The sequence below is a fragment of the Methylomagnum ishizawai genome (genome assembly GCF_019670005.1).
GTDB classification, from domain to species: Bacteria; Pseudomonadota; Gammaproteobacteria; order Methylococcales; family Methylococcaceae; genus Methylomagnum; species Methylomagnum ishizawai.
Genome location: NZ_AP019783.1, coordinates 2259112 through 2285611, shown reverse-complemented (window position 1 = coordinate 2285611; position 26500 = coordinate 2259112). Strand labels below are relative to the sequence as shown.

Genomic DNA, 26500 nt, shown 5'->3' with positions numbered 1-26500 from the left:
CTCCCGGTCAGGTCTGGATAAGGTAGTAGGGCGAGGAAATCACCAAGTACAGCGCGTCCAAGGCCCGTAGGGTGCCCGCCGAGGCCCCGGTGCCCAGCGCCACCTTGGTCAGGTAGGTCGCCAGGCTGTTCTTGACGGCCGCCGGCATGCGTTTCCCGGTGAGGAGTTGATCGAGATAATCGACCAGGGTCGCGGGTTTCGCGGCGCGGACCCGCAGCGCTTCGATATCAACCAGGAGATTATTGAGGTCGAGGTAGGGATTGCCCGAGTAGTACCATTGGATACGGCCCCACAGTTCGTTGTGGAGCTGGGTACTCTGGGTCTCGGTCACCATCTGGAACTCGGGGGCGACCAGCCCCTTGTTCTTGATGGACCCGTTGGGCGCGTAATCGGGCCGGAAGAAATTGAACACGCTGGGGGCCGACAGCGGGGCTTGGCCGATGCTGGACTCGGGATACAGGTAGGGGACGGTGCCGTCCGGCAGCGCCACATTGAAGGCCCGCCAAAGATGCGCCATGACCAGGAGCGGTTCGCGCAGCTTCCCGAAATTCGCGTTGGCCGCCGGGCCGCGCCGGGCCTCGTCGTCCAACAGGATGGCTTCGATCACCGCCTTCATGTCGCCGCGCACGCCCTGGCCGTTGTCGTTGAACTTGGCCGCCACCCGTCCGACATAGGCCGGAGAGGGGTTGCTGGTCACCAGGCGCTGGATCAGTTGCCGCCCGATGAAGGGGCCGACGTTGGGATGATTGAAGATCGTATCCAGCGCCAGCTTGAGATCGGAGGCCGCCGTGCCACGCGCCGGCACCCGGACTTGATCGAGGATGGTTTTCGCGTTCCGGTCGTGATAATCGCCAAAGGCCCGCATCCCAATCCGCCAGTCGTCGCCATCGGTAAAGTAAAGCGAATCGCCCCAGGTCCAGCCGGTGAACACCCGCGCGAGTCCTTCCACCTCGGCCTGGGTATAGGTCGGTATCGGTTGGCCATCCTGGAGCAGGGGCAGGCCCTGCGGGTCCAGGCGCACCAGGCCGATGGTGAACAATTGCATCACCTCGCGGGCGTAGTTCTCATCGGCGCGGATCCCGAGCAGGGGGTCGGGCTTTTGATTGCCGAGCATGGACAGGAAGCGGCCCATCGCCGGCGACAACGTGACCCGTTCCAGGATATCCCGGAAATTGCCGAAGGCGTTGCGGACCAACACGTCGTAGTAAACGGCCAGGGCGTTCTGGGGAATGCCGGAATTGCGCTCCGACACCACGAAGATTTCCGACAGCGCGAACGCCACCCGCTGCCGCAATTGGTCCGGTGCCCGCACGGCCAGCCGCCACCAGACTTCCATGCGGTTTTCCCGGCTGCTGTTGTTCTGGGTTTGATTCAGCGTGGCGAGGTGGCAGGAGGCATCCAGGCCGTATTGTTCCTTTATCCACGCCGGGAGCGACATACGCTTCAGATGGTCGATGTCACGCTGGGTCGAACCGAACGTGGCCTGGTTCAAAAAGCGCACCGCCTCCACCGCCGTCACGCCATTGTTGCCAGGGGCGTTGGCGGGATAGGTGATCGGTGCCCAAGGGTCCACGCAGTTCGCGGGTTCGGTCTGTACCGCCCCGCAATGGCCTTGGCCGAGCACTGCTAAAAGGCCCAGGATGGAGGCCGGAATACGTCCGCGTTTCATGGATGGAATCCCCCCGTCAGTTGGAAATGGATTGGAGTATGCGCATGAGCACGCTTAAAGATGGAAGCCGCGGGCGGAAATTACCGTGAGGTGTTTGGCTAAATTCCGCAGCCGTTTCGACACGGAGCGACGGCGTTCCCGGTCGCTCGCCCGAACGCCCATGGCTCGGGAGGCCAACCGGCGCGGCTCATCGCCGCCTCCGGGAAGCCCACGGGCGGACCGGCGTCCTCCGTCGGATGGGTGGCACGGGGCGAGCGTCCGCCTCCGCCACAGGACACACTGGATTTAACATATTGATTTTTAAAGTGAAATATACGGGGAGTGCGGGGATGGACTTGCGGGGAAGACAATGCCAGACTAGGCAAAAGAGGACATGATTCCGATGAATTCGACGCTATTCGGCACCGCCGCCATTTCCGCCTATCTCGCCTCGACCCTACTGCTGCTCCGTTCCCTGCGCCCCGGTCCCGCCACGCAACGCTACGCCAGTTTGGGACTGGCCGGGCTGGCCTGCCTCCTGCACCTCGCCGCCAACCTGTCCGCGGGACGGGGCTTGCTGGATTTCAGCTTCCTCAGCGCCCTGTCCACCGTGGTCTGGCTGGTGGTGGCCATCGTGCTGCTGGCCGCGCTGTTCAAGCCGGTGGACAAGCTCGGCATCGTGGTGTTCCCGCTGTCGGCCTTCATCCTCGGCCTCAAGCTGGGGGTGCCGGAAGGCGCCCACCTCGTGCGCGATCCAAGCTGGCCGATGACGGCGCACATCCTGTCCTCGCTGCTGGCCTATAGCTTCCTCAATATCGCGGCGATCCAGGCGGTGCTGCTGGCGGCGCAGGATTGCTGCCTGCGGGCGCGCCACCTCGGCGGTCCCTTGGTGCGCTCGCTGCCACCCCTACAGACCATGGAAGCGCTGCTGTTCCAATTGATCGGCGCGGGCTTCGCCCTGCTCACGGTGTCGCTGGTGACGGGATTCTTGTTCCTGGAGAACATGTTCGCGCAGCATCTGGCCCATAAGACCATCTTGTCGATCCTGGCCTGGGTGCTGTTCGCGGTGCTGCTGTCGGGGAGGGTCAGGGCCGGGTGGCGGGGACAGACCGCCATCCGTTGGACCCTGGGGGGCTTCGTCGCGCTGATGCTCGCCTATTTCGGGAGCAAGATGGTATTGGAGTGGATCCTGGGCCGGACCTGAAGCGCCCTATTGATAGGCCAGCAACGGTTCCTTGGATACGGGACCACCCGACGGACCGGCCAGTTCGAAGGCGAGGAAAGCCAAGTCTTCGTCGGAGAGGATATCGAACCCGGACTCCGCGCCCGCCAGCCAGCCGGTGGCTTGGCCGGCCCCGAGGAACTTGCGGACGGTGGCATCGACGACCCGGACATGTTCCATCACCCCGACCAGGAAAATACGGTCCGCGCCCGAGACCTCGTCCACGCCCAACATCCGCTCGAACAAGGCGGTACGTTGATGCTCCAATTCGTCCATTTCATCCCAATAGCCGCCGATAGCCGCCGATAGGATGGAATTCGAGAGCTCTAGCAAGATTTCGGCCTGTTCACGTATTTCATGTGCGTTTGTCATGGCTAGCCTCGCTTAATAAGATGATTCATCCCTGACCGCCAGGTATGCGTTTTTACCCTGTCGGCCAAGTTGAATTTTGCGCAATTGTCCGGCGGCGTGGTCCCGCTCCCGTTCCACCAAAGTTACGGTCTCGGCATCGAGGGCGAGTATGTTTTCCACGGTGTCGGCCAGGAAGCGCCGATCCTCCGGGTCCGATAGGTCGATCAGAAAGAGCTGGCGCAAGGCTTCGGTGCGCCGCCGCTCGGTTTCGGCGATCCCGGCCCAGGCCCCCTGGGTCGCCAAGGCGAGCAAGCGCCGGGACAAGGCCAATACCGTTTCCACCTGGGACCGCAATTCGGACATCCGCTCCACCGCTACGCAGGGCGACCGCCGGGCCGTTCCCGACCGCCGCCATAACAACCCGCCCGCCAGGGGCCGATTCCTCGGTTCCGGTGGGCGCATCTTTTCGACAGCACGAAGTGTGGTCGAGGGTCTCCGGGTTTTAAATACGTGGGAATACCGTATCACCCAACCACGACATGCTTGGATAAGCCGCTGTTTTAGAAAGCAAATACCCCCATACCAGGGTATCTTGAAACCCAACGGCGGAGGCTTGGGCCGGCGGGTGGTCAGCCGGTGAAGGTCTTGGTATTGGCGTAGGGCAAGAGGGAAAGTTGTTGGGTGAGATAACTACTGGTGCTTTGGAATTGGCCGACCAGTTTGTCCATGGCGTTGAATTGGGCCAAAAGCTGCGTTTGCAAGGTCGTCATCCGGGTGGCGAGATCGGTGCGGTCCTTCCCGATCTTGGTGACATCGTCCTGCAAGCCTTCCAAGCGGGTACTCAAAGTGCCCTTGGTGTCCAGCAACCCGGTGAGCAGGCTATCGAACTGCGCGACCAAACCGCCGCTATAGCGCACGCTGCCCCGGTCCCCGGTGACCGCGTCGCCGATTTCCAGCACCAGGCCCTTGGCTTTACCGGTCAGGCCGGTGATCTGGCGTCCCGAGCCCTGGACCGCCTGCCCGTCCAGGGTCGCCTCGACATCGGTGCCCTGGGTGCCGGCACCGACGCCCAGACCACCCACGCTGTTGCCGCTGCCCGTCGCGCCCACCTGGGCGATCTCGACCGAGGAGGCCGAACCATAGCGCTGGGATTGGATCGAGAACCGCTGGCTGGTGTTGTCGTATTGCACGGTCACGCTCGCGCCCCCGGACTTGAGCGAGGCATCGCCATTGATGCGGCTTTGCAATTCGGCGGCCAGTTCGTCGCCGGAGGCATAGGTCCGCTGGGTGAGGCTGATACTGCCGGACTCCACGCCATCCACCGTGATCCTGAGCTGGCTATTACCGGCATCCACCGTCAAGGAAGGCGCGGCGCTCCCGGTCAGGACGCCACGGGTGGCGGCGGCGGTGACGTTCAGCGCGTAGTCGCCGGGTTGGGTGTCGGCGCTGCCGCCGACATAGGTGACATTAGCGTCGGTGGGCACGCCCAAGGGCGCGAACAAAGCCGCGACATCCTTGGGGCTAGAATCCAGGGCCGAGCTGAGCTTGCTGGTATCCAGCGCCAAACTGCCATCGGACTGGGTGGAAATGCCAATATCCAACAAGGACTTGACCGAGCCGCCGAGTCCATCCACCGGACGGGCGATGAAATTGCGGAGCTGGCGCATCGTGCCCTGCACCGTGAAATCCCCCAGCAATACGCCCGCCTTCTGGGTGGTGGCGTCGTAGCTGGCGATGGAAGTATTGGTGCTGACCACGGCGTTGAACTTATCGACGAAGTTCTGCACCGCCTGGGTCACGGCGTCGGTGTTGACCGAGACGCCGAGGTTGACCGACTGCCCCGGCTGGGCCTTGAGCAGGTTCAAGGTGACGCCCTTGAGCGCGGTGGACACGGTGTTGGTCGAACTGGTCACGTCCAGGCCGTTGATATTGACCAGGGCGTCCTGGGCGGCGCGGGTCTGGGTCATCTGGGGCGTGGCGGCGGCGTTGAACGCCAGGACCGATAGCCCGGCGGCGTCGGTGTCGTCGCCGTCGCCATCGGAGACGGTGATCTCCATGCCGTTCTTGGCCCCGGAACTGGTCGCGCCCAGCACCAGCCGGTTGCCGCTGCCATCGTTGATGATCGTGGCCTTCACCCCCGCGCCCGCCTTGTTGATGGCATCGCGCACCCCGGTGAGGGTGTTGTTACTGGAATCCAGGGTGATGCTCAGGGTGCCCTGGTCGGCGTTCTGGGTGAAGCCGGTCGGATTTCCGGTGACGGTGTCGAACGTGTTGGTGCCGAACTTGATGGTCAGGGTGCCGCTGCCGACCACGTCGGTGACATTGGCGTAGGATTTGCTAGCCAAGCTCTGGGCCTGGGCCAACTGCTTCACGGTCAGGGTGTAATCGCCGGCCTCGGCGTTCAGGCTGGCGCTGGCCGACACCACGCTGGTATCGCTGGAAACGCCCTGCATCTTGGCGAAGCTGGTGGCGTTCTTCATGGCGTCGACCGCCGTCTGGAAATCGGACAGGGAACTCTTGAACGTCCCCAGCGCCGAAATCTTGGCCTGGTCGGTGGCTTCCTGCTTGTCGAAGCGGGTGGTTTGCGGGGTTTGCTCGGCGGCCACCAGCTTGCTGACGATGCCATTGATATCCAGCCCAGAACCCAATCCGGTCGATGTCACGGTCGCCATAGCCGCCTCCGCGCCGCCTCAGGCCTTCTCCTCGAACAACAAACCCCTGACCTCGCCCAATTGCTTGGCGAGCTTCAGGACATATTCCGGCGGAATCTGCCGGATCACCTGCTTGGTCTCCGAATCCTTGATCTGGATGACCATGCGTCCCGAATCCTGGTCGATGTTGAATTCCAACGTCCTTTTGACATCCTGGAAAAAGGCGTTGATATCCTTGACCGCCTGTTCGACCGGCTGCTTGCCGTCGCCGCCCTTGCCTTGCTGGCCGGACAGGTCGGCCTGCCCGGAATTCTGGCTGGATGGCACGGCGCGGAGCTGCGGCTCGGCGGGCGCGGCGGATTGCTGGGTCGCGGGATCGGCGACGGCGTCGGGCGACGGCGCGGTGCCGTGCCTGGCGAAGGCGTTGCTCAGGGTACCCGCCACGGAACTCAAACTGTCCATACTCTTCCTCGCTTAATCGACGACGGGGGAACGGCCCTCGTGCCATCCCCCCGCCCGGTGGTCCACGGGTGGCGGTGGGGTATCCACCGCCACCACCTTCAAGCTTAGCGTAACAGAGACAGCACGCTCTGGCTGGAGGAATTGGCCTGGGCCAACATCGCCGTACCGGCCTGTTGCAATACCTGCGCCCGGCTGAGGGAGGCGGTTTCCGAAGCGAAGTCGGCGTCCTGGATACGGCTGCGGGCCGCGGTCAGGTTGGTCGAGGTCGATTGCAGGGCGGAAATGGTCGAGTTGAAGCGGTTCTGGATCGCGCCCAGGTTGGCTTGGTTGCTATCGACCTGCGCCAAGGCGTTGTCGAGGGCGGTGATGGCCTTCTGCGCTCCTTCCGCCGTGGAAATATCCAGCTTGTCCAAAGACATGCCGGTCTTGCCCGAACCGTAGGTGCCCACGCTCAGGCCGGTGTTGTCCACGCCCAGGCCGCCGGTGCTGCCCTTGTCCACGGAGAAGGTCGCCGCCGAACTCAGGGTGTAGGTGCCGAAGGCGGTGGCGCTGCTGCCGTTGGTGGTGCCGGCCTTGAGACCGGTGAGCGAGGCCGTCATCGAACCGCCAAAATCGACCGAGATATTCTGCCCGGAAGCCGCCTTCAAGGTCAGGGCGCCGGTGGTGCTATCCGCCGTGGCGGTGACGCCGGTCTTGTCGGCGATGCTGTTGATGGCGTTGGCGAGATCCTGCCCCTGCACGGCGCTGGTATAGCCGGCCCCATCGCTGGACGAGTTCAGTGAGAACGTGCCGGTGCTGACGCCGTTGATGCTCAAGGACCCGGTCTGTTTGGCGCCCGTGGCGGTCGGCCCCGTCCCCGTCACCGTCGTGGTGGTGTTGTTCGAGACCAAGCCGGTGTTGGCCCCGCTCAAACCGCCGTTGAACTGGATGTTCACGTTCCTGCCATCGTCGGCGACGAGTTGCACCCCGCTGGTGGTGCTATTGGTATCGACCGCGCGGACCCCGGTTTGCTCGGAAATGGCGTTGATCGCCTTGACGACGTTGGCACGGGTGGTCGCGGCGTCGATATCGTTGCCGCCACCGACCGAGGCGATCACAGAGGTGTTCTGGCCGTTGATCGTGATGGTGCCGGTACCGGCCGCGCTGCCGGTCATGTCGCTGCCGTCCGCCTGGGTGGCGTTCACGGTCGCGGTGACGCCGGATTTTTCCGAGATCGCGTTGATCGCCGCCACCTTGGAGATGGCGCTGGCCGCCGTCCATTTGGCGGCCTGTTCGCTGGACACCACCGAGGCGTAGTTCGACGCGGTGTCGCTGGCGGCGGTGGAAGCGCCGATCAACACGCCGTTGATCTTGGCGTCGCCGCTCTGGATGGCCTGGCCATTGTTGGAGGTGGTCGAAGTGTAGGCGGTCTGTGCGCTGTAGGTGCCCGACGCCAAGCCGGCATGGGCGACGCTGACCCCGGTGCCGGAACCGGCGGTGATCTCGATCTTCTCGTTGGAGGTCAGGGTATAGCTGCCGTAGTTGGTGCCCTCGGCGGCGTTGCTGCCCTGGGCGTTGGACAGCGAATCCAGGCCCAGTTGTCCGGCGGTCAAGGCCATGCCATTGCTCTTCGAGCCGGTCAGGTCGATGGTGCCGCCCGATCCGGAAGTGAACACCACGCCGTCGCCGGCCTCGTTGAGGGCCGCGGTGACGCCGGTCTGGGTGGATACGCTATTGACCGCCTTCACGATGTTACCGGCGTTGGTGCCGGCGTCGGTGCTGCTCAGGTCCACGTTGGCGCTGGCCGTCACCCCGTTGACGACGATGATGGAGTTGTCGCCCAAGGTGCCGGTGTTATCGACCGTGCCGCCCACGGCGTTGTTGGCGGTGGCCATATCCCGGACGGCGGTGGCCCCCTTGGAGAAATTGCCATCCACATCCATGGTCATGCCCAGCTTGGCCGCCACGGAGGTGGTGCTGTTGTTGCCATTGATGGTCGATCCGGTCAGGTCGATCTGGCGACCATCCTTGGAATTGAAGGTCAAGGCACCGCCGGTCTGGCTGGCGGTGATACCGGTCTGGTTGCTGATGGCATTGACGGCGGCGACGATGGTGTCCGCGTCGTCACTGGAGGTTCCCGTGCCGGTGATTTCGGCGGTCTTCACACCGTTGATACTAAGCTGCAAGGTATCCGAGGCGGTTGTGGATACGGTGTTGAGACTCGTCCAGTTGTTCTCCAAACCCTTGCCGTTGGCGCTGGCCGCCGAAGCCTCGCCCGAAATGGTGAAGCCCGCGCTGACCACGTCGGTGCTGGTGTTGGAGAAGCCCAGCGTGGTGCCGGCGGTGGCGGAGGCCATGTCGCCCAGGTTGCCGCTCAACACGATGTCGCTGCCATCGGCCGCTTGCAATTTCAGCTGGCCGGCGGAATCGGTCGCGGTGATGCCGGTGGTCGAGGTGTCGAGGTTGATGGTCGCGGCCAGCGTCGCCGAGGTATCGGTGGTCGCGACATTGTAGGTCTTGCCGTTGATGGCGAAGCTGAAATCGCTGCCGGCGGCGAACGCCGTGGTGGCCGTGGTGCCGCTGTGGATCGTCATGGTGCCGGACTGGGCCGCGTAGCCCAGGTCGTCGGCGAGCAACGCGCCCGCGCCGGTGGTGGTGTTGCCCTTCGAACTGATCGTGATATCCCGCCCGTCGCCGGTCGCGGTGTTCATCGCCAAGGTGGTGGTGTCCGCCTTCACGCCGGTCTGTACCGACACGTTGTTGATGGCGTCGGCCAAGTCGGCGGTGAGGGTCGCGGAACCCGCGTCGAAGCTGATGGACTGGCCGTTGATGGTCAGGTTCTCGGTGTTGGCGGCACCCTCCGCCGTGGTGGTGGTGGCCGCCACCTGGGTTTGGGCCAGGGTGCTGTTGGTGCCCCGGCCCGCGCTGACGCCGGTGGTGGTGGCATCGAAGGTGCCGCTCACCACGGTGCGGGAAATCTCGATCGCGCGGCCATCGGCGGCGACCAATTTCACGCCGTCGGCGTCGCTGCCGCTATCGACGGCGGTGACGCCGGTCTTGTCGGAAATCGCGTTGATGGCGGCGACCACGCTGGCGCGGGTGGTGACGGTATCGCTGGAGGTGTTGACGATGGAGGTGCCCACGCCATTGATGGTGAAGGAACCGCTGCTGTTGGCACCCGCCATCGTGGTGCCCTGCAACACATTGCCGACGCCCACGCTGCTGTCCTCGGTCCCGAGCGCGCGGACGCCGGTCAGGCTGGCATCGAAGCGGGTATTGGCATCGGTCGGCGCGGAATACTTGACCGTGACATTGCGCCCGTCGGCCGCCGACAGCGACACGCCGGTGTCGGTGGAGCCGGTATCGTTGGCGGTGATGCCTGTCTTGTCGGAAATCGCGTTGATCGCTTGCGCCACGGCGGCGCGGTTGCTGGCCAGGTCGGCGGTCAGCGAAATCTTGGCGGTCTGCACCCCGTTGATGGTAAGGGTACCGGAACCGGCATCGCCCGAGAACTTCGGGGCGACCTGGGTGGCGCCCGCGACGGTGTTGACATCCGCCGTCGCGGTCACGCCGGTCTGGGCGGTGCTGGCATTGATGGCGGCGACCTTGGCGATGGCGCTGCTGGATTTGCTGGAAGCCGGATAGGAAGCCAAATCGTCGCTGGCGGAAGAGGACCGGATCGCCACGCCGTTGATGATGAGGTCGCCGCTGTTGATGGCGGCGCTGTTGCCCTTGGCGGTGAGGGCGGCGGCGTTGTTGGTGCCGAGCTGGCTGGCCTTGGCCCCGCTCACGTTCACGCTGATGGTCTGGCCGGCATTGGCACCGACCTGGAAGCTCTGCTGCTTGAAACTGCCGTCCAGGAGAGTGATGCCGTTGAATTGGGTCTGGCCCGCCACGCGGTCGATTTCCGACAGCAACTGGCCGGCTTCCTGTTGCAGAGCGGCGCGGTCGGAAGCGGTGTTGGTGGCGTTGGACGATTGCACCGACAACTCGCGCAAGCGTTGCAGGCTGTTGGTGATCTGCCCCAACGCGCCCGTGGCGGTCTGGGCCAGGGAGATACCGTCGTTGGCGTTGCGGACGGCCTGGTTCATGCCGGTGACCTGGGCCGACATCCTATCGGAAATCGCCAGGCCGGCGGCATCGTCGGCGGCGCTGTTGATACGCAGTCCCGAAGACAACCGGGTCATCGCGGTCTGTTGCGACATCTGCGATTTATTCAGTTGCATCTGGGTCGTCAGGGAGGTGACGTTGGTATTGATGTACATGGGCATGGCGGCGGTACTCCTTGAAGGGTGGGCCAATCCGGGCCGGTGGCCCGTTTCTTCAACTCTCGTAGGAGTTATCGGGCGGACCTGGCAAAACTTTACAGCCCGGAACGCCGCGCCCGGCGGGCTACCCGCCTCCCGCCAGGATCGGCCAGCCTAAGCTCCCACCCCCGCCGCCCGCAGCAACATCGCCCGGAAACCGTCGAACAACCGCCGCAGCGCGGGCTGCTTATAAGGGAACAGGTCCACCGGGTCCAGGGCGTGGACGATCATGCAGCTATCCACCTCGAACACCAGCAGTTCGCCCGCGGGCGTCTCGGCGCAGTCGATACCGACATAATCCAGCCCGGCCCGCGCGTGGATGGCCCGCAACGCCCCGGCGTGGCGGGCCGCGAAACCTTGCTCGAAGCCCGCCATGCACCGCGCCTCCTCGGCCCGCTTGTCGGCGCTGTCCGCCATCCCGGCATTGAGGTAGTGGATCATCCAATGCGCCGAGATCGCCATATGGCACAGATAGGGCCGCCCCTCGACCAAGAGGATGCGGTATTTGCGGAACAGCCCGTCCGGCCCCCGGTAATCGACGAAACGCGAGAGATAGAAGCCCTCTTCCGCCGCCGTTTCCAGGTAGGCGGCCAGTCCCGCCCGGTCGTCCAGCTTGGCGAGGCCATGGCCCGCGTGGGAATCGATAGGCCGCACGATCAACGGGAAATCCCCATCGGCGAGCCAATCGGCGACGGCCCCGCCGCCGCCCGCGAGGCGTTCGAGACCGGCCCGTTCCACCCGCGCCACCGGCGGCAGGACCAAACCCGGCGCGTCCTTGAGCCAAGCCGCCACGCCATCCCGCGATAAACGGGCGATGCGGTCCGGCGGGTTCAGCACCGGGCGCGGCCATTCCGCGACATAAGCCGCGATAGCGGCCAGCAAGGGCTGGTTGGCGTCGGATTCGGCCACGGCGACGAACAGCACATCGTGGTCGGGCACGCGGTCGGGGAAAGGCCGGTCCGGTGTCAGATAGAGCAGATGCAGGTCCACGTCCGACCATTCCAACAGCAACTCCACCGGGGAATTCGCCATCAAGTCGCCCGGCCCCAGGATAACCAAGAGGCGTAGCGCCGCGGGTTCCGGGGCCGGGAGGCGATACAGCGGGTCGGTGCGCACGGCCAGTTCCCGCACCGACAACGCTTCCCCGCGCTGGCCGCGCAGTAGCAGTACGGTGGACAAATCCAGCAAGGTCGTGGCCTCGTCCGGATATTGTCGGGCGCGGGCCAGCAATCGCTCGCCGATGGGAGCAAGGTCTTGCCCGGCGAAGGCGAGGCGCATGAGGCGGGCCAGGCCGATGAGGGGGCGGGGGGTTGGATCGTCCGCGCTTAAAACTTCATAAACCGCATTCATTCCGACCACTGTCTCCACCAAGCCCCCGCCATATCCCACCACCCCGGCGGCACCGCCTCATGCGCCGCGAACAAGGCGAACCCTATGAACAACACCCCGCCGATCCGGTGCATGACGTGCTGCGGCAGCTTGCGCAGTAGCGTCCGCCCGGCCCAGATGCCAAGGGCCGAAGTGGTGGACAAGGCCAAGGTCGCGCCCAACCACACCGGCACCACGGGTTCCGCCGCGCCCAGCCCCGCGACGGCGATCTGGGTCTTATCGCCGAACTCGGCCAGGAAGATCATCAGGAAGGTGGTCACGAACACGCCATGCCCGGTCTTTTCCTCGACCTCTTCGTCCGCGTCCTCCTCTCGCGTGAGCAAGGCGCGGATGCCGAACACCGCGAACAACACCGCCACCACGCCCGCCACCACCCTGGGTGGCAACCATTCCCCCGCCGCCGCGCCGAAAGCCACGGCGATCAGATTCAACAAGGCGAACGCCAGCACCGAGCCCCACAACACCGGCCAGTGCCGATGCCGCGCCGCCAGCGCCATGCACACCAATTGGCTCTTATCGCCGAATTCCGCCGCGCCCACCAAGGCGAAGGTGGTTCCCGCCGCGTTCAGCCCCCCCGCCCAATCCAAGGCGGGCAGGGTCCGCTCCGCCCAGGCCGAAGCCTCGGCTATCAATCCACATGCCATTTCCGCTCCGTTCAGGTCAGGAGGTTGTCGAGGATCATCATCACGATGAAGCCGAACATCACCGCGAAGGTGGCGTAGCGGGCCTTACCCCGCGACTGGGTCTCGGGGATGATGTCGTCGCTGATGACGAACAGCATCGCCCCCGCCGCGAAAGCCATGCCGATGGGCAGCAAGGGCAGGAACACCGTCACCAGCGCCACACCCAGGAACCCGCCCACCGGCTCGATCAAGCCGGTCAGCAAGGCGATCAACACCGCCTGTTCGCGCTGATAGCCCAAGGCCACCAAGGGCATCGCCACCGCCAAGCCTTCCGGGATGTTCTGCAAGCCTATCGCGATGGCGATGGCGACCCCGTTATGCCAATCGCCGCTGCCGAAGCTCACGCCCACCGCCCCGCCTTCCGGCAGGTTGTGCAGGACGATGGCGGCGATGAACAGCCAGACCTTGCGCAAGGAATCGAAGCGCTCGCCGCCTTCCAGGTATTTCTCATAGGGCAGCCACTGATCGGCCATGACCAGGAACACCGCCCCGGCCATGATCCCCGCCGCCACCACGTACACGCCCCAGCCCGGCCAGAGTTGGTTGCCGAACTGTATCCCCGGCACGATCAAGGAGAACGCCGTCGCCGCCAGCATCACCCCGGCGGCGCCACCCAGCATGGCGTTGAGGGTGGTGCGCGACACCTCCTTGACGAACAGCGCGGGCAAGGCCCCCAGTCCCGTCGCCAGCCCCGCCAGGATGCTGGCCAAGGCCCCCAGGGCGATGATGCGGTCCACGAAGTAATAGATGAAGGCCAGAATGGCCGTGGTGAAAAAGGTGATCGAACCGACCAGCACCAGCTTCTGGCCCAAGGGCGGCAGGGCGGCGTATTTCTGGTAAAACGGTTGGGCTTTGATTTTGGCGACGAAGGCACAGCAAGCGTTTGTATTCATGGTCCGCGTTCCTTGGAAAATAAGATAAAGGCCGCTGGCGGCGGGAGGATGCGGGAAGCGGCGGCAATGGTCGGGGAATCCGCCCCGCAGCGTCAAGGCGGATGGTCAAGGAAAAGCCAAGTTCCCGCCGCCCGGCAGTCCCTGTCTCCACGGTATGACAGACCAACCCGCCCCCCCTGAAAAACCCCGGAACCCGCCCGTCCCGTCCCCGTCGTTCTTGTGTAGAATGCCTGCAATCTTAGGGAGTTAACGGACATGCATATCTTGTTGAGCAACGACGATGGCTACGCCGCCGAGGGCTTGGCGGCCCTGGCCCAAGCTTTAGGGCCGCTGGCCGACCTGACCGTGGTCGCCCCCGAGCGCAACCGCAGCGGCGCGAGCAATTCCCTGACCCTGGACCGCCCGCTCCGGGTCGGGAAAGCCCACAATGGCTTCCTCAAGGTGGACGGCACGCCCACCGATTGCGTACACCTCGCCATCACCGGCCTGTTGGAACGGGAACCGGACATGGTGTTCGCCGGCATCAACCACGGGGCCAACCTGGGCGACGATGTGATCTATTCCGGCACCGTGGCCGCCGCCACCGAAGGCCGGTTCCTGGGACTGCCCGCCGTCGCCATTTCGCTGGCCGGCAACAATCCCAGCCATTTCGACACGGCGGGCCGGGTCGCCGTGGCCTTGCTCAAGCGCATAGAGGCCCAACCGCTGCCGCCCGACACCCTGCTCAACGTCAACGTGCCCGACCTGCCCTGGGACAGCCTCAAGGGCTTCCGCTCCACCCGCCTGGGCCAACGCCACAAGGCCGAACCCGTGGTCCGCGCCAGCGACCCCAGGGGCCGGGAAATCTACTGGGTCGGCTGCGCCGGCCCCGAACAGGACGCGGGGCCGGGCACCGACTTCCACGCGATCCGCAACCACTACGTCTCGGTCACGCCCTTGCAGATCGACCTGACCCGCTACGAAAGCCTGGACAAGCTGGGGGCTTGGCTCCCCCAGGAGATCGACTTATGAACCAACGCCTTCAGGGCATCGGGATGACCTCCCGCCGCACCCGGGAGCGCATGATCAACCGCCTGAAAGAACAAGGCATCACCCATCCGGCGGTACTCAAGGTCATGCTGGAAACCCCCCGGCATATCTTCGTGGAGGAAGCCCTGGAAAGCCGGGCCTACGAAGACACCGCCCTGCCCATCGGCTTCAACCAGACCATTTCCCAGCCCTATATCGTGGCGCGGATGACCGAACTGCTACTGGAACCCGGCATCCCGGACAAGGTGTTGGAAGTCGGCACCGGCTCCGGCTACCAAACCGCCATCCTGGCCCAACTCGCCAAGCGGGTGCATACGGTGGAGCGCATCTACCCCCTGCAACAACGCGCCCGCCGCTGCCTGCAAGACCTGAACCTCCGCAACGTGCGGATGAAACACAGCGACGGCGGCTGGGGCTGGGAAGAATACGCGCCCTACGACGCCATCATCGTCACCGCCGCCCCTGTTGAAATCCCGCCCGCCCTGCTCGAACAAATGGCCCGGCGCAGCGTCCTGGTGATCCCGGTCGGCGATGGCCGGGCGCAGGTATTGAAGCGGGTGGTCCGCACCGAGGTCGGCTACCAGGTGGAAGAGGTGGAGCCGGTGGTTTTCGTGCCGCTGTTGCCGGGCGTGGTCTAGGCCACGGCGCCCCGTCGCCCCGTCGCCCGGACCCAGCCTCGCCGGGCAATCCACCCCTCCAAACCCCCACAAGGAAACCCCATGCACGAACTCATCAACTGGCTGGTGGAAACCATCGGCACCCTGGGCTATCCCGGCATCTTCCTGCTCATGGCGATGGAAAGCTCGATCTTCCCGATCCCCAGCGAAGTGGTGATGCCCCCCGCAGGCTACCTCGCCCAGCAGGGCAAGCTGGACATGACCCTGGTCATCCTTTGCGGCACCCTCGGCAGCCTCGCGGGCGCCTATGCCAATTATTTCGTGGCGCGTTGGCTGGGGCGGCCCTTGGTCATCAAGTACGGGCGCTATGTCTGGATCACCGAACAACATTTCGACCGGGTGGAAAGCTTCTTCCTGCGCCATGGCGAAATCTCCACCTTCATCGGGCGCTTGCTGCCGGTGATCCGGCATTTAATCTCGATCCCGGCCGGCATCGCCCGCATGGGCCATCTGAGGTTCTCGCTCTACACCACGGTCGGGGCGGCGATCTGGGTGTCGGTCCTGAGTTGGATCGGCTATTTCCTGGGCGCGGAACAGGCTTTGATCGTGCGCTATTCGCATCAAGCGGTGATTGGCGCGGTGGGATTCAGCGCGGCGCTGGTGGCGGTCTACGTCGTCCTGCACCGGCGCAAGCTGGCCAAGGCCGAAGCCGCCACCTCCCGGTAATCCGCCCAGAACCGTAGCCCGGATGGCGTGCAACGCAATCCGGGAGCCACGTGGAAGGCATAAATCCAAAACGGTTGGGGCACCCGCCATGAGCCAGCATTACCTACACCCCTTGTTCGCCCCACAAGCCATCGCCGTATTCGGTGCCTCCGACCCAACCGGCACGGTGGGCGGACGGGTCTACCGCAACCTCGCGGCGGGCGGCTACAGCGGGTCGATCTATCCGATCCAGCCCGGACCGGCCACGCCCGGCGACCGGCCCCGTTTCCCCGGACTCGACGCCCTGCCGACGCGGGTGGACCTCGCCATCATCGCGGCCCCGGCGGCGGAAACGCCCAGGCTGGTCCACGCTTGCGGGGCGGCGGGCGTGAAAGCGGCCCTGGTCCTGCCCGAAGGCCACGGGGATGCCACCGGCCCGGCCCTCGAACGCCCCTTACAAGACGCCGCCGCCCGCCATGGCGTCCGCCTGCTCTGCCCCCGTGGCTTCGGCTTCATGCGGCCCGGCCTCGGCCTCAACGCCACCGACAGCCACAACAGCGCCGAACCCGGCCCGCTGGCCCTGGTTTCGCAATCGGGGGCGATGTGTACCGCGATCCTGGACTGGGCCACCGCCCACCGGATCGGTTTTTCCGCCGTGGTCGCGGTGGGCGGGGGGCCGGGGGTGGATTGCGGCGATATCCTGGATTATCTGGCCCTGGACCCCAACACCCGCAGCATCCTGGTCTATCTCGAAGGAGTGCGCGATGCCCGCCGTTTCATGAGCGGCCTCAGGGCGGCGGCGCGGCTCAAGCCGGTCATCGCCATCAAGGCTGGGCGCTATGCCGAAAGCTCCCGCGCCGCCGTCTCGCACACCGGGTCGCTGGTCGGCAGCGACGATGTGTTCGACGCGGCCCTGCGCCGGGCGGGCGTGGTGCGGGCCAGGAGCATCGAACAGATGTTCGCCGCCGCGCAATCGCTCGCCACCCGCCACCGCCTGCGCGGCCACCGGCTCGCCATCGTCACCAACGCCGGCGGACCGGGCGTGATGGCGACCGACCGGGCGGTCGAACAGAACATCCGCCTCGCCGAACCCGGCCCGGCCACCTTGGAACAACTCGACGCCGCCCTGCCCGCCGCCTGGTCCCGCGCCAATCCGGTGGACCTTTCCGATGCGGCCACGCCGGAACACTACGCCGCCGCCGTCGCCGCCTGTCTGAAAGACGAACAGGTCGATGGCGTCCTCGCCCTGCTGACACCCCAGGCCACCACCCAGCCCACCCAAGCCGCCGAGGCCGTGATCCAGGCGGCGGCGCAAACCGGCAAGCCCCTCCTGGCCTGTTGGCTGGGCGCGGCCCAGGTCCAGGAAGGCCGCGAACTGTTCGCCCGCCATAAAATCCCCAGCTTCGGCAACCCGGAAAGCGCCCTCGAAGCCTTCGCCTTCCTCGCCGCCTTCCACGACAATCAGAAGCTGCTGCTGCAAGCCCCCGGCCCGCTCGCCAGCCAGACCCCGCCGGATATCGTGGGTGCCCGCTTGATCGTCGAAGGCGCGTTGTCCGAGCGCAGGAGCCTGCTCACCGACCTGGAAACCCGCGCCCTGCTCCGCGCCTTCCACATCCCCATGGCCCCGGCCCTCACCGTGCATACGCCCAACGAGGCGCTGGCGGCGGCGGAATATCTGGGCTTCCCGGTGGCGCTGAAAATCCTCGCGCCCGAGTTGGTCCATAAATCCGATGTGGACGGGGTCAAGCTCAATGTCGAGGGGGCCGGGACCGTGCGCCCGGCCTATAACGACCTGCTGGCGGCGGTCCGCGCCCGCCGCCCCGATATTCGGATCGAAGGCGTCACGGTGGAAAAGATGTACCGCGACCCCAAGGGCCGGGAATTGCTGGTCGGCATCGTCGACGACCCGGTGTTCGGCCCGGTCATCGCCTTCGGCGCGGGCGGGACCACGGTGGAAGTGCTGCGCGACCGCGCCGTCGCCCTGCCGCCGCTCAATGAACATCTGGCCGAGACCCTGATCCGGGAAACCCGCACCGCCCAGTTGTTGGACGCCTTCCGCAACCTGCCCCCGGTCGATCACGCGGCCCTGGTCGGCGTGTTGCTGAGGCTGTCGGAACTGGCCTGCGAACTGCCGGAAATCAAGGAACTGGACATCAACCCGCTGATGGCCGACGACCGCGGCGTATTGGCCCTGGACGCCCGCATCGTGGTCCATCCCCATCCGGCGGGCCGCCACCGCTACGGCCATATGGCGATCCATCCCTATCCCCTGCACTTGGTCGAACACCTGCAACTCAACGACGGCACCGATATCCAAATCCGCCCGATCCGCCCGGAGGATGCCGAACTGGAACGGGCTTTCGTGCGCGGGCTGTCGCCGGAAGCCCGCTTCTTCCGTTTCATGAACACGATCCAGGATTTGAGCCAGGATTTGCTGATCCGCCTGACCCAGTTGGACTACGACCGGGAACTGGCCCTGCTCGCCACCACCGTGCAGGACGGGCGCGAAACCGCGCTGGGCGTGGCCCGCTATGCCACCAACCCGGACGGGCGCACCGCCGAATTCGCCCTGGTCATCGCCGACGGCTGGCAACAGCACGGCCTCGGCACGCGCTTGATGCACAGCCTGATCGAAGCGGCGCGGGACAAGGGTTATGTGGCTTTGGAAGGCGAGGTGTTGGCGAACAATACCAAGATGCTGGGCTTGATGAAGAAGCTGGGTTTCGCCAGCCGGATCAGCCCGGAGGATGCGAGTTTGATGTGGGTCAGCAAGGCGCTTTGAGCAAGAATCAGAGGGCAAACTTCGGTTTGCATTCGTTTAATCCGTTCATCCGTGGCGTCAAACGAATACTGGAAGTGGCAAGTTATTCTTTTTATTGTTAAATATTTTGGATTGTGCTTTGATTGACGCGCGATGCGCGGCGAGGGGCGGGCTATTAGCATAACATCCCGGATCGGGGGTTTAGCGGGTCCGTTTAATTCTTAGTTATACCCAGCAACAACCTTTGTTTTAGAATAAAAAAAGAGTAACCCATGCAATCGAGTTTTGATCCAACTACTATCGATTATGTTGCAAAAGGTCTTGCATGGGCAGGCATCACGTCGTTTGCTGGCCTTATTAGCTTGTACTCTGCATGGATAGTATTTCCACCAGAAATCACAATTGATACAGTGACCGATAAACACAAAAAACTTAATTCAGAGTCACGCATTAAGATTAAAAACCTTGGTAAAATGCCTGCATTAAATATTTTTAGTACTGTTACTGAACTGAAGGTGGTTTTAGATAGCTTATCAATGAAAAATTGTGCGATATTGAATCCCACCAAAACAATTCCTCGTCTAGCAAGCACTGAATCATCAGAAATTTCTATTTCTCCAGGTATTCATACCCAGAATGGAGCTATTTTTTCAGCTTTTGAATACAAATTAGAACTAACATATACAGCCAAATTTCTATTTTTTTCTCGGCATCTAAAAAAATCCTGGCGAATTAGCTTGCGAAATCTAGGCGATGAATTCTGGTGGGAATGCACAATAGCTGCTTGAATGAGGAAATTTTATGCCCATCTACGAATATCAATGCAACAACTGCTCTGAAATAATTACGCGCTTAAGACCAGCCCTTTCAAACTGAAATAACCGATAGTATTATCGGCGCTCAACATACCAACACCAATAGTCGAGATCAATGCTAGAGCTATTCCGCCAGAAAATGCCCCTGTCCTGCCTGCTGCACGGCCTACTGGAACGCTGCTTTGCGGCGGAGAGGCTGGACAGGATTTTCCTGGAGAACGCGAAGGAGCAATACACGCGGGAAATCCTATTTTCGACGGTGTGCGACCTCATGCTGAGCGTGGTCCTCAAGGTCCATCCCTCGATCAACGCGGCCTACCAGAAACACCCGGAACCCCTGGGGGTAACGGTATCCGCGCTCTACGAGAAACTCAAGGGCGTTGAATTATCCGTGTCCCAAGCCCTGCTGCGCGATACCTCGGAAGACCTGTCGGATATTCTCGATGCCCTGGGTTTCACCCCCGAACCCTGGTTGCCGGGTTATCCGGTCCGCCTCCTCGACGGCAACTGTCTGGCGGCGAGCGAGAAACGCCTCGCCGTCCACCGCGAGGTCGGCGGTGCCGCGTTGCCGGGCAAGTCGCTGGTGGTGTTCGACCCGGAGCGCCGCCTGATGCGGGACGTGTTCCCTTGCGAGGACGGACATGCCCAGGAGCGCCGCCTGCTCGACGCCGTGGCCGGTATCCCCAAGGCCGGCGAACTGTGGATCGCCGACCGCAACTTCTGCACCGTGGGATTCCTCGACCGGCTCCAGGGCCGGAACGCCCACGCCTTGATGCGCTTGCACCTGAACCTGCCGCTGACCGAGGAAACCCTGTTTTCCCAGGCCGGGGAACAGGGCGGCGGGCGGCTTTTGGAAAAGCGGGTCGGCGTGGCCGGGCGGCCCTATCGCCTCGTCCGCGTCGAACTCGAACAACCCACCCGCGACGGCGATGCCTTCGTCGATATCCTGACCGACCTCCCGGCGGACATACCCGCCGCCACCGTCGCCGACCTCTACCGCAGGCGCTGGACCCTGGAAACCGCGTTCCAACACGTCGAAAAACATTTCAAGTCCGAGATCGAAACCCTGGCCTATCCCAAGGCCGCCCTGTTCGGATTCGCCCTGGCCCTGGTCGCCTATAACCTCTTCTCGGTCATGATCTCGGCGCTGGACTGCGCCCATGGAAAACCCGTGTCCAAGGATATCTCCGGGTATTATCTCTCCCACGAGATCGCCGCCACTTTCCTCGCGCTCATCCAACTCAGCGGGGTCGGCGACTGGCTGTTCGTCTCCGAACAAACCCCGGCGGAATTCGCCGCGTGGCTGCGCGAAACCGCCCGGAACATCCCGTTGCGTACCCTCAAAAAGCATCCGCGCGGCCCGAAAAAGCCCATCGACAAACCGCCCTACGACCCGAAACAGCCACATGTCTCGACATATCAATTACTTAGGAAGAAGAAGTAGTCACTTTGAAAGGGCTGGCGCTTAAGACCAATAGCTGAACGACATAATCTCTTTTCATGTCCAATTTGCAACGGAGATACACAGCTATTACTGAGCACCTTTTCAACTCCAAAGCATAGCGCGCAATCTCTACCCAGCTCTTCGATATCTGGGCAAACTATAAGTAATTCGAGAGCAGATAAATCAGGCATTTATTTAAATAACGCTCTCATTGAAAATTGCAATGTTGGGATTAGCATGCCAAAAAATGCAAATATTGATATGCAGGAAGTTGCTTTCAAAAATGTAAACACTCCTGTTGAAATACGAGAAAATAAGCCCGTGCAAGGCGCAATAGGGTACTCCCGTATTGCGCCGCCATGAAGGTCGGTTATATAGTGCAGTTTGCTAACCCAACCAAAACCCGAGGTTTCTTTGAAAGCATCTGTCTATATAGAAACGTCCGTTTTTAGCTATTTGACAGCACGGCCAAGCAACGATTTACGTGCCATGGCAAACCAAAGCGCAACATCAGATTGGTGGGAAACACAGCGCGCAAATTACAACGTTTTCGTATCCGAGCTTGTCATATCAGAAGCCAGCAAAGGCCACCCGGAAGCGGCGCAACGTCGGCTAGCTATCATCGCCGACCTGCCATTGCTTCAAGTTTCTCCCGAAGTTCAAAGTTTGGCTCAAGCCCTGATCCAAAACCATGCACTGCCACCAAAAGCCGAGGCAGATGCTTACCATGTGGCCATTGCTATCGTAAACGGTGCCGAGTATTTGCTGACATGGAATTGCACGCACATCGCGAATGCACATACACGGCCTAAAATCGAAGCGACCTGCCGAGTATTTGGCTATGAGCCGCCTGTAATTTGTACCCCACTTGAGCTTACAGCAGAGGATTAAATATGTGGAAAGACCCAATTGTTGCCGAAACCCGTGCGCTTCGAGATGAATATGCGCGTCAGTTTAACTACGATGCTGGCGCTATCTATGAAGACCTTATCAAAAAACAGGCCATGCACCCGGAACGGGTGGTTTCATTACCGCCACGTAAAGTCAGAGGTTTAGGGAATGCTGATGCAAAATCCCATGCCTAACGCCGCACCGGACTCGGCTACGCTACGCCCCTAAACTCAGCCCGGTAGGGTGGACATGTACCCATGCCCACCCTGTCCAAATCCGGTAAAGCGGGAATACCGGCCCACCCTTTGGAAACCAAGCGACGTCGCCGTTCCTGGCATGGATTCCGGCATCCATGCCAGAACCCCCACAGTTCCCGCCCGCCTCAACCCGCCCGCATCAATTCCAACAAATCCTCCGCCCCGATCTTGGCGCTGATCTCGCCGCCCTCCAGGAGGCTGTCGGCCAATTCCCGCTTATGCCGGTGCAGGGAGACGATTTGCTCCTCGATGGTGCCCTTCGCCACCAGCCGGTAGACCGTGACCGGGCGGCTCTGGCCGATGCGGTGGGCGCGGTCGGAGGCTTGGTCCTCGACCGCCGGGTTCCACCAAGGGTCGAGGTGGATCACATAATCGGCGGCGGTCAGGTTCAGCCCGGTCCCACCCGCCTTGAGACTAATCAAGAACACCTCGCCCTCCCCGGCCTGGAAGGCTTCCACCCGCGTCTTGCGCTCGGGCGCGGGGGTCTGGCCGTCCAGGTATTGATAAGCGATGCCCTTGCTGTCCAGATATTCGCGGACCAGGGCGAGATGGTCCACGAACTGGCTGAACACCAGCGCCTTGTGGTGGTTCTCCAACAGTTCGCCCAACACATCGCCCAGCAGGTCCAGCTTGCTGCTGGAAAGGCCCAGTTCCGGCGCGACCAGGTTGGGATTACAGCAAGCGCGGCGCAGCTTGGTGATGGCCGCCAACACCCGGAAACGCTGGTCCTGGATCGGGCCTTCGGTCTCGTCGAGTTCGTCCAGGAGCTTCCGGCGCAATGCCTCGTAGAACGCCGCTTCCTTCTCGCCCAGTTCCACCCGTAGCTCGATCTCGGTGCGCGGCGGCAATTCGTCCAACACCTGGGACTTGGTGCGGCGCAGGAGATAGGGTTGGATCAAGCGCTTGAGCCGCCGCCGGGCCTCCGTGTCCTGGTCGCGTTCGATGGGACCGGCGAAGCGCTCGTTGAAGCTGGCCAGCGAACCCAACAGGCCGGGATTGATGAAGCGGAACAGGTTCCACAACTCGCCCAGATGGTTCTCGACCGGGGTGCCGGTGGTGATGAGCTTGAAATCGGCCTGCAAAGCCATGGCCTGCTGGGAACGGCGGGTGGCGGCATTCTTGATGGCCTGGGCCTCGTCCAGGACCAGGGTGCGCCAACGCACCTTGGCCAGCAATTCGCCCACGGCTTCCTGTTGCAACAGCCCGTAGCTGCAAATCAACAGGTCGAAGGGGCCGAGCCCCTCGATCAAGGCTTGGCGGTCGCCGCCGGTCAGGCTCCTGGGCTTGAGGGTGGGCGCGAACCGGCCCACCTCGTTATGCCAGTTGAACCCGACCGAGGTCGGCGCGATCACCAGGGACGGACCTTCGGCGGCGCGGCCAAGGATCAGGGCGATGGCCTGCACGGTCTTGCCGAGGCCCATGTCGTCGGCGAGGCAAGCCCCCACGCCCCAGGCCGCCAAGCGGGCCAGCCAAACGTAACCATCGCGCTGGTAGTCGCGCAGTTCGGCTTGCAAGGTGCCGGGCACTTGTGGTTGGAGCCGCTCGGCCTCGCGCAGTTGTTCGATCCGCCGTTTCCAGGCTTGATCGGCCTTGACCTGGCCCAGACCTTCGGCCAGTTCCTCCATCACCGGCAGGGCCAGGGGATGGACCCGCCGCCCCTGGCCGTGTTGCTCGGTATAGCCGCGCAAGTCTTCCAGCCGCTTGCGGAAGGCATCGGTCAGGGCCAGGAAGCGGTCGCCGTCCAGGCGCAGGAAGCGGCCCGGATTAGCGTCGAGCAAGGCCAGCAGGGTTTGCATCTGGATCACTTCGCCGTTGTCCAGCTTGAGTTGGCCATCGACCGCGAACCAATCGCGCTGCTGGCGGAATTGCACGCTCATCTGGCCCGAATCCGCCTGCCCCACCAGTTTGAACTTCTCGCCCTGCGGCCATTCGACCACGGCCTTGTCCGCGCCCGCCGCGCCCAGTTCCAGCAGGAATTGCAGGCTGCTTTCGGCGTCCGCCATGAACCATTGGCAGGGCTGGTCCGGGTCGGCGGATTCTTCCAAGGCGGGGCAGGCCACGATCAATTGCGCCACCCGGCGGCGTTCCTCGCGCAAATCGCGTTCGGTCTGCAAACGGCGGCCCCCGATCTCGGCGATCAAACCGGCCCCGCCCTTCCCCGGCACGAAATAAGCGCCCTGGTCGCCGAAGGGACGCATCAGCACCGCCACCCGCAAGCCCTCGCCCTCCGGCAGCAACTGCACCCTGGGACAGGTATCGGCCACCACGGTCTCGGCGGTGGCGGATTCCACCGTGCCGATATCGGAATGGATGGCGACCAGGGAGGACACCGCGCCCAAGCCTTCCAGGATTTGGGCCTGGGCCGAAGCTGGCGCCTCGAAACCCCCGCCGATGATGCGGACCAGACGGTGATGCTCGGCTTTCAATTCGGTCAGCTTGAGCCGGGTCAGGCCTTCCTTGGTGATGACCAGGGTGCGGTTTTCCGGGCCGGGCTGGGGCCAGAATTCGATCCAGACCTGGCCGTCCTTCAGGCGGCGGACCCGGAGTTCCGGCGGTGCCAACACCAATTCCGCCGCCGCCCCGCTGGGTTCCCAAAACACCGCCGGATGCCCGGCCAGCGCCAGCCAGCCCCGCTCCGACAGCCGGTAGCCGCGGGTGTAGGTGTCGATGGTGACGCAGGCGGCGACCCGGCGGTCCTGCTCGGTCAGATAGGGGCGGGTGGACGCGCTTTCCTGCAAGGATTTCAGGGAGACCGTCTTGCCCTTGGTCCAGGTTTTGCCGTTGCGCTTTTGTTCGCGGGCCTCCAGGGAGAACACATCGGAATAGTCTTCCGCGACCAGCCACGCCAGCCGTAATTCGCCGCCGGTTTCGGCGGGTTCGGGCCGGGCGGCGGGCACCGGGGCGCTGTTGCGGATGGCGTTGAGCATCCGTTCCCAGGAGGCTTGGAAGCGGACCCGGTCCACGATCAAGCCCAGGCCGGTACGCTGTTTGAAGGCGGCGGCGGTGTCGGCCAGCCCGGCCTTGTACGGCTGCAAACGGGCTTGCAACTGGGCCAGTTCGGCGGCGGGCCAGGCCAGTTCCAGGCGTTCCACCCGCTCCCGCAAGTGGTCGAGCTTGGAGAGGTAGGGGGCGAAGGACTGCGCCTTGTCGTCGTAGCGGTGCAGGAGGAGCAGGCCGATCCACACGGTCCAGGGGCTGGCTGCGTCGGTTTTTTTCAAAGCGTGTTCCAATTGCTGCCGGTAGGGGTCGAGGTGCTTGGCATCGCTCTCTATCGGCAGGCCGCGCTTGAACAACCAATGAATATCGGTGAACGGCGAGTTCTCGATGGGCAGGTCCAGCAAGCCCTGGGCTTTTTCGATGTCCTTGCCCTGGTTGCGGAGGCTCAGGGCCAGCAGGTAGAACACCCCGCCCAGGCCCGGCGGGAAAACTTTGCGCTGGCCGCTTTCCCGGCGGTAGTGGCGCAGGGCTTCCTCGAAACTTTTGATGGCCGCGTCGTCCTGGCCGCGCAGCAGGTCCAGGATGCCCTGGACGCTGGCGGTTTCGGCCCCCGGCTTCAGCCCGGCCAACCAATCCTGCGCCGCTTGTGGCTCGCCGCGCAGCAAGGCGGCCAGGGCCATGATCGCACCGGCCCCGCCCAACTCGCGGTTTTGCTCGGCCAGCATGTGGTAGGCCGCCGGGTCCAGTTGCCAGTCCATGGTGAGTTGATACGCCGTGCCGGGCAGCGCCGCCTTGCGGACGCTGGCCGACAAACCCCGGAACCAATCGCCATCGAAAGGATTGGCGCAAATCATGGCGTACACCACCCGCGGATTTTCGAACAAGCTCCATTCCGGGCCGTAATAGCTATAGCGGGTCCGCCGCAACATGGCGCACATGCGCTCGCTATACGCCTCGTCGTTGAGATAAAGCCCGATCCGCACTTCGCGGATCAATTGCTCGGGGCTCTGGAATTGGAAATCCCCCGGCTCGGTCCGAAATCCAGTCAGGCTCCGCCCGAACGGCCAGGCCTCGCGGGCGCGTTGGGCGAAGGACTCGAACCGCCCCTCGGCGGCCAAGTGCCGGGCCACCCGCTCGATCCAATCCGGGGCGCATTTGAGCAGGTGGCCGGTGCTGGCGCTGGGCATCCGGCCCCGCACCCGCACCAAAAATCCTTGGCGCTCGCAGGCTTCGGTACTCAGCCGGGTTTTGGAGGTGATGCCCAAACTGTTCTTAATTTGGTTCACCGACAGCGGTCCCCAATTCACCGCCAGTAGATTGATAGCCTCGCGCTCTTTTTCGGGCAGGGCCAGATATTTCGCCATCCAATCGTCGGCGACGCCTTCATCGACAGTCATCCAAATTCGCCTCGTCAATACAACAATAGAAAAATTTTCGCACAAACCCGGAAACGGCGTCC

Annotated in this window: 19 protein-coding genes; 9 read left to right on the top strand and 10 right to left on the bottom strand. The window is 63.5% G+C overall.

The window, feature by feature from the left end:
- Positions 1 to 7 precede the first annotated feature (7 nt).
- Positions 8 to 1669, bottom strand: a complete 1662-nt coding sequence (locus K5658_RS10390; RefSeq protein WP_221066849.1) for a DUF1800 domain-containing protein — start codon at positions 1667 to 1669, stop codon at positions 8 to 10.
- A gap of 382 nt (positions 1670 to 2051) precedes the next feature.
- On the opposite strand from K5658_RS10390, the gene K5658_RS10385 reads away from it, so the two are divergent.
- A complete protein-coding gene (locus K5658_RS10385) occupies positions 2052 to 2852 on the top strand; it encodes a cytochrome C assembly family protein (protein ID WP_221066848.1) in 801 nt (266 codons plus the stop codon).
- A 6-nt stretch (positions 2853 to 2858) separates the two neighbouring features.
- On the opposite strand, the gene K5658_RS10380 is transcribed toward K5658_RS10385, so the two are convergent.
- The 8 genes from K5658_RS10380 to K5658_RS10345 all read right to left on the bottom strand — a co-directional run bounded on the left by K5658_RS10380 (position 2859) and on the right by K5658_RS10345 (position 13585).
- On the bottom strand, positions 2859 to 3242 hold the full coding sequence (locus tag K5658_RS10380; RefSeq protein WP_221066847.1) for a hypothetical protein: 384 nt from the start codon (positions 3240 to 3242) through the stop codon (positions 2859 to 2861).
- A gap of 12 nt (positions 3243 to 3254) precedes the next feature.
- Positions 3255 to 3584 carry a flagellar protein FliT gene (locus K5658_RS10375; RefSeq protein ID WP_221066846.1) on the bottom strand — a complete coding sequence of 110 codons (330 nt, stop codon included), beginning with the start codon at positions 3582 to 3584 and terminating at the stop codon, positions 3255 to 3257.
- Positions 3585 to 3850: 266 nt separating this feature from the next.
- Positions 3851 to 5893, bottom strand: coding sequence for a flagellar filament capping protein FliD (gene fliD / locus K5658_RS10370; RefSeq protein WP_221066845.1), 2043 nt, complete (start codon positions 5891 to 5893; stop codon positions 3851 to 3853).
- Between the two features lie 18 nt (positions 5894 to 5911).
- Positions 5912 to 6334: a flagellar protein FlaG gene (locus tag K5658_RS10365; RefSeq protein WP_085214270.1), complete on the bottom strand. Its 423-nt coding sequence runs from the start codon at positions 6332 to 6334 to the stop codon at positions 5912 to 5914.
- 104 nt (positions 6335 to 6438) lie between these two features.
- A complete protein-coding gene (locus K5658_RS10360) occupies positions 6439 to 10584 on the bottom strand; it encodes a flagellin N-terminal helical domain-containing protein (RefSeq protein ID WP_221066844.1) in 4146 nt (1381 codons plus the stop codon).
- 150 nt (positions 10585 to 10734) lie between these two features.
- Positions 10735 to 11970, bottom strand: coding sequence for an ATP-grasp domain-containing protein (locus K5658_RS10355; protein ID WP_221066843.1), 1236 nt, complete (start codon positions 11968 to 11970; stop codon positions 10735 to 10737).
- Positions 11967 to 12653, bottom strand: a complete 687-nt coding sequence (locus tag K5658_RS10350; RefSeq protein ID WP_221066842.1) for a TMEM165/GDT1 family protein — start codon at positions 12651 to 12653, stop codon at positions 11967 to 11969. The genes K5658_RS10355 and K5658_RS10350 overlap by 4 nt, the downstream gene beginning before the upstream one ends.
- A gap of 11 nt (positions 12654 to 12664) precedes the next feature.
- Positions 12665 to 13585 (bottom strand): ZIP family metal transporter, encoded by a 921-nt coding sequence (locus K5658_RS10345; RefSeq protein WP_221066841.1) that lies wholly within the window; start codon positions 13583 to 13585, stop codon positions 12665 to 12667.
- Positions 13586 to 13840: 255 nt separating this feature from the next.
- On the opposite strand from K5658_RS10345, the gene surE reads away from it, so the two are divergent.
- From surE to K5658_RS10305, 8 genes are all read left to right on the top strand, one after another.
- Positions 13841 to 14596 carry a 5'/3'-nucleotidase SurE gene (gene surE, locus K5658_RS10340; protein ID WP_221066840.1) on the top strand — a complete coding sequence of 252 codons (756 nt, stop codon included), beginning with the start codon at positions 13841 to 13843 and terminating at the stop codon, positions 14594 to 14596.
- Complete coding sequence (locus K5658_RS10335; RefSeq protein ID WP_221066839.1) at positions 14593 to 15252, top strand: protein-L-isoaspartate(D-aspartate) O-methyltransferase; 660 nt, start codon at positions 14593 to 14595, stop codon at positions 15250 to 15252. The genes surE and K5658_RS10335 overlap by 4 nt, the downstream gene beginning before the upstream one ends.
- A gap of 81 nt (positions 15253 to 15333) precedes the next feature.
- Positions 15334 to 15957, top strand: a complete 624-nt coding sequence (locus K5658_RS10330; protein ID WP_221066838.1) for a DedA family protein — start codon at positions 15334 to 15336, stop codon at positions 15955 to 15957.
- Positions 15958 to 16045: 88 nt separating this feature from the next.
- Positions 16046 to 18718 (top strand): bifunctional acetate--CoA ligase family protein/GNAT family N-acetyltransferase, encoded by a 2673-nt coding sequence (locus K5658_RS10325; protein ID WP_221066837.1) that lies wholly within the window; start codon positions 16046 to 16048, stop codon positions 18716 to 18718.
- A 251-nt stretch (positions 18719 to 18969) separates the two neighbouring features.
- Complete coding sequence (locus K5658_RS10320) at positions 18970 to 19485, top strand: hypothetical protein (RefSeq protein WP_221066836.1); 516 nt, start codon at positions 18970 to 18972, stop codon at positions 19483 to 19485.
- A 142-nt stretch (positions 19486 to 19627) separates the two neighbouring features.
- Entirely contained in the window at positions 19628 to 20956 is a 1329-nt protein-coding gene (locus K5658_RS10315; RefSeq protein WP_221063785.1) for a transposase, read from the top strand.
- Positions 20957 to 21370: 414 nt separating this feature from the next.
- Complete coding sequence (locus tag K5658_RS10310; protein ID WP_221066835.1) at positions 21371 to 21847, top strand: type II toxin-antitoxin system VapC family toxin; 477 nt, start codon at positions 21371 to 21373, stop codon at positions 21845 to 21847.
- A gap of 2 nt (positions 21848 to 21849) precedes the next feature.
- Positions 21850 to 22041: a hypothetical protein gene (locus K5658_RS10305; protein WP_221066834.1), complete on the top strand. Its 192-nt coding sequence runs from the start codon at positions 21850 to 21852 to the stop codon at positions 22039 to 22041.
- Positions 22042 to 22229: 188 nt separating this feature from the next.
- Here the strand turns inward: K5658_RS10305 and K5658_RS10300 are convergent, their stop codons facing one another.
- Positions 22230 to 26438 carry a DEAD/DEAH box helicase gene (locus K5658_RS10300; protein ID WP_221066833.1) on the bottom strand — a complete coding sequence of 1403 codons (4209 nt, stop codon included), beginning with the start codon at positions 26436 to 26438 and terminating at the stop codon, positions 22230 to 22232.
- Positions 26439 to 26500 lie beyond the last annotated feature (62 nt).

Bases quoted from the DNA above. Each gene is read 5' to 3' on its own strand.
- K5658_RS10385 (WP_221066848.1), top strand. From the start codon at position 2,052: ATGAATTCGACGCTATTCGGCACCGCCGCCATTTCCGCCTATCTCGCC.
- K5658_RS10305 (WP_221066834.1), top strand. From the start codon at position 21,850: ATGTGGAAAGACCCAATTGTTGCCGAAACCCGTGCGCTTCGAGATGAA.
- K5658_RS10390 (WP_221066849.1), bottom strand. From the start codon at position 1,669: ATGAAACGCGGACGTATTCCGGCCTCCATCCTGGGCCTTTTAGCAGTG.
- K5658_RS10335 (WP_221066839.1), top strand. From the start codon at position 14,593: ATGAACCAACGCCTTCAGGGCATCGGGATGACCTCCCGCCGCACCCGG.
- K5658_RS10375 (WP_221066846.1), bottom strand. From the start codon at position 3,584: ATGTCCGAATTGCGGTCCCAGGTGGAAACGGTATTGGCCTTGTCCCGG.
- K5658_RS10315 (WP_221063785.1), top strand. From the start codon at position 19,628: ATGCTAGAGCTATTCCGCCAGAAAATGCCCCTGTCCTGCCTGCTGCAC.
- K5658_RS10350 (WP_221066842.1), bottom strand. From the start codon at position 12,653: ATGGCATGTGGATTGATAGCCGAGGCTTCGGCCTGGGCGGAGCGGACC.
- K5658_RS10345 (WP_221066841.1), bottom strand. From the start codon at position 13,585: ATGAATACAAACGCTTGCTGTGCCTTCGTCGCCAAAATCAAAGCCCAA.
- K5658_RS10300 (WP_221066833.1), bottom strand. From the start codon at position 26,438: ATGACTGTCGATGAAGGCGTCGCCGACGATTGGATGGCGAAATATCTG.
- K5658_RS10325 (WP_221066837.1), top strand. From the start codon at position 16,046: ATGAGCCAGCATTACCTACACCCCTTGTTCGCCCCACAAGCCATCGCC.
- K5658_RS10355 (WP_221066843.1), bottom strand. From the start codon at position 11,970: ATGAATGCGGTTTATGAAGTTTTAAGCGCGGACGATCCAACCCCCCGC.
- surE (WP_221066840.1), top strand. From the start codon at position 13,841: ATGCATATCTTGTTGAGCAACGACGATGGCTACGCCGCCGAGGGCTTG.
- K5658_RS10360 (WP_221066844.1), bottom strand. From the start codon at position 10,584: ATGCCCATGTACATCAATACCAACGTCACCTCCCTGACGACCCAGATG.
- K5658_RS10365 (WP_085214270.1), bottom strand. From the start codon at position 6,334: ATGGACAGTTTGAGTTCCGTGGCGGGTACCCTGAGCAACGCCTTCGCC.
- K5658_RS10320 (WP_221066836.1), top strand. From the start codon at position 18,970: ATGCAATCGAGTTTTGATCCAACTACTATCGATTATGTTGCAAAAGGT.
- fliD (WP_221066845.1), bottom strand. From the start codon at position 5,893: ATGGCGACCGTGACATCGACCGGATTGGGTTCTGGGCTGGATATCAAT.
- K5658_RS10380 (WP_221066847.1), bottom strand. From the start codon at position 3,242: ATGACAAACGCACATGAAATACGTGAACAGGCCGAAATCTTGCTAGAG.
- K5658_RS10330 (WP_221066838.1), top strand. From the start codon at position 15,334: ATGCACGAACTCATCAACTGGCTGGTGGAAACCATCGGCACCCTGGGC.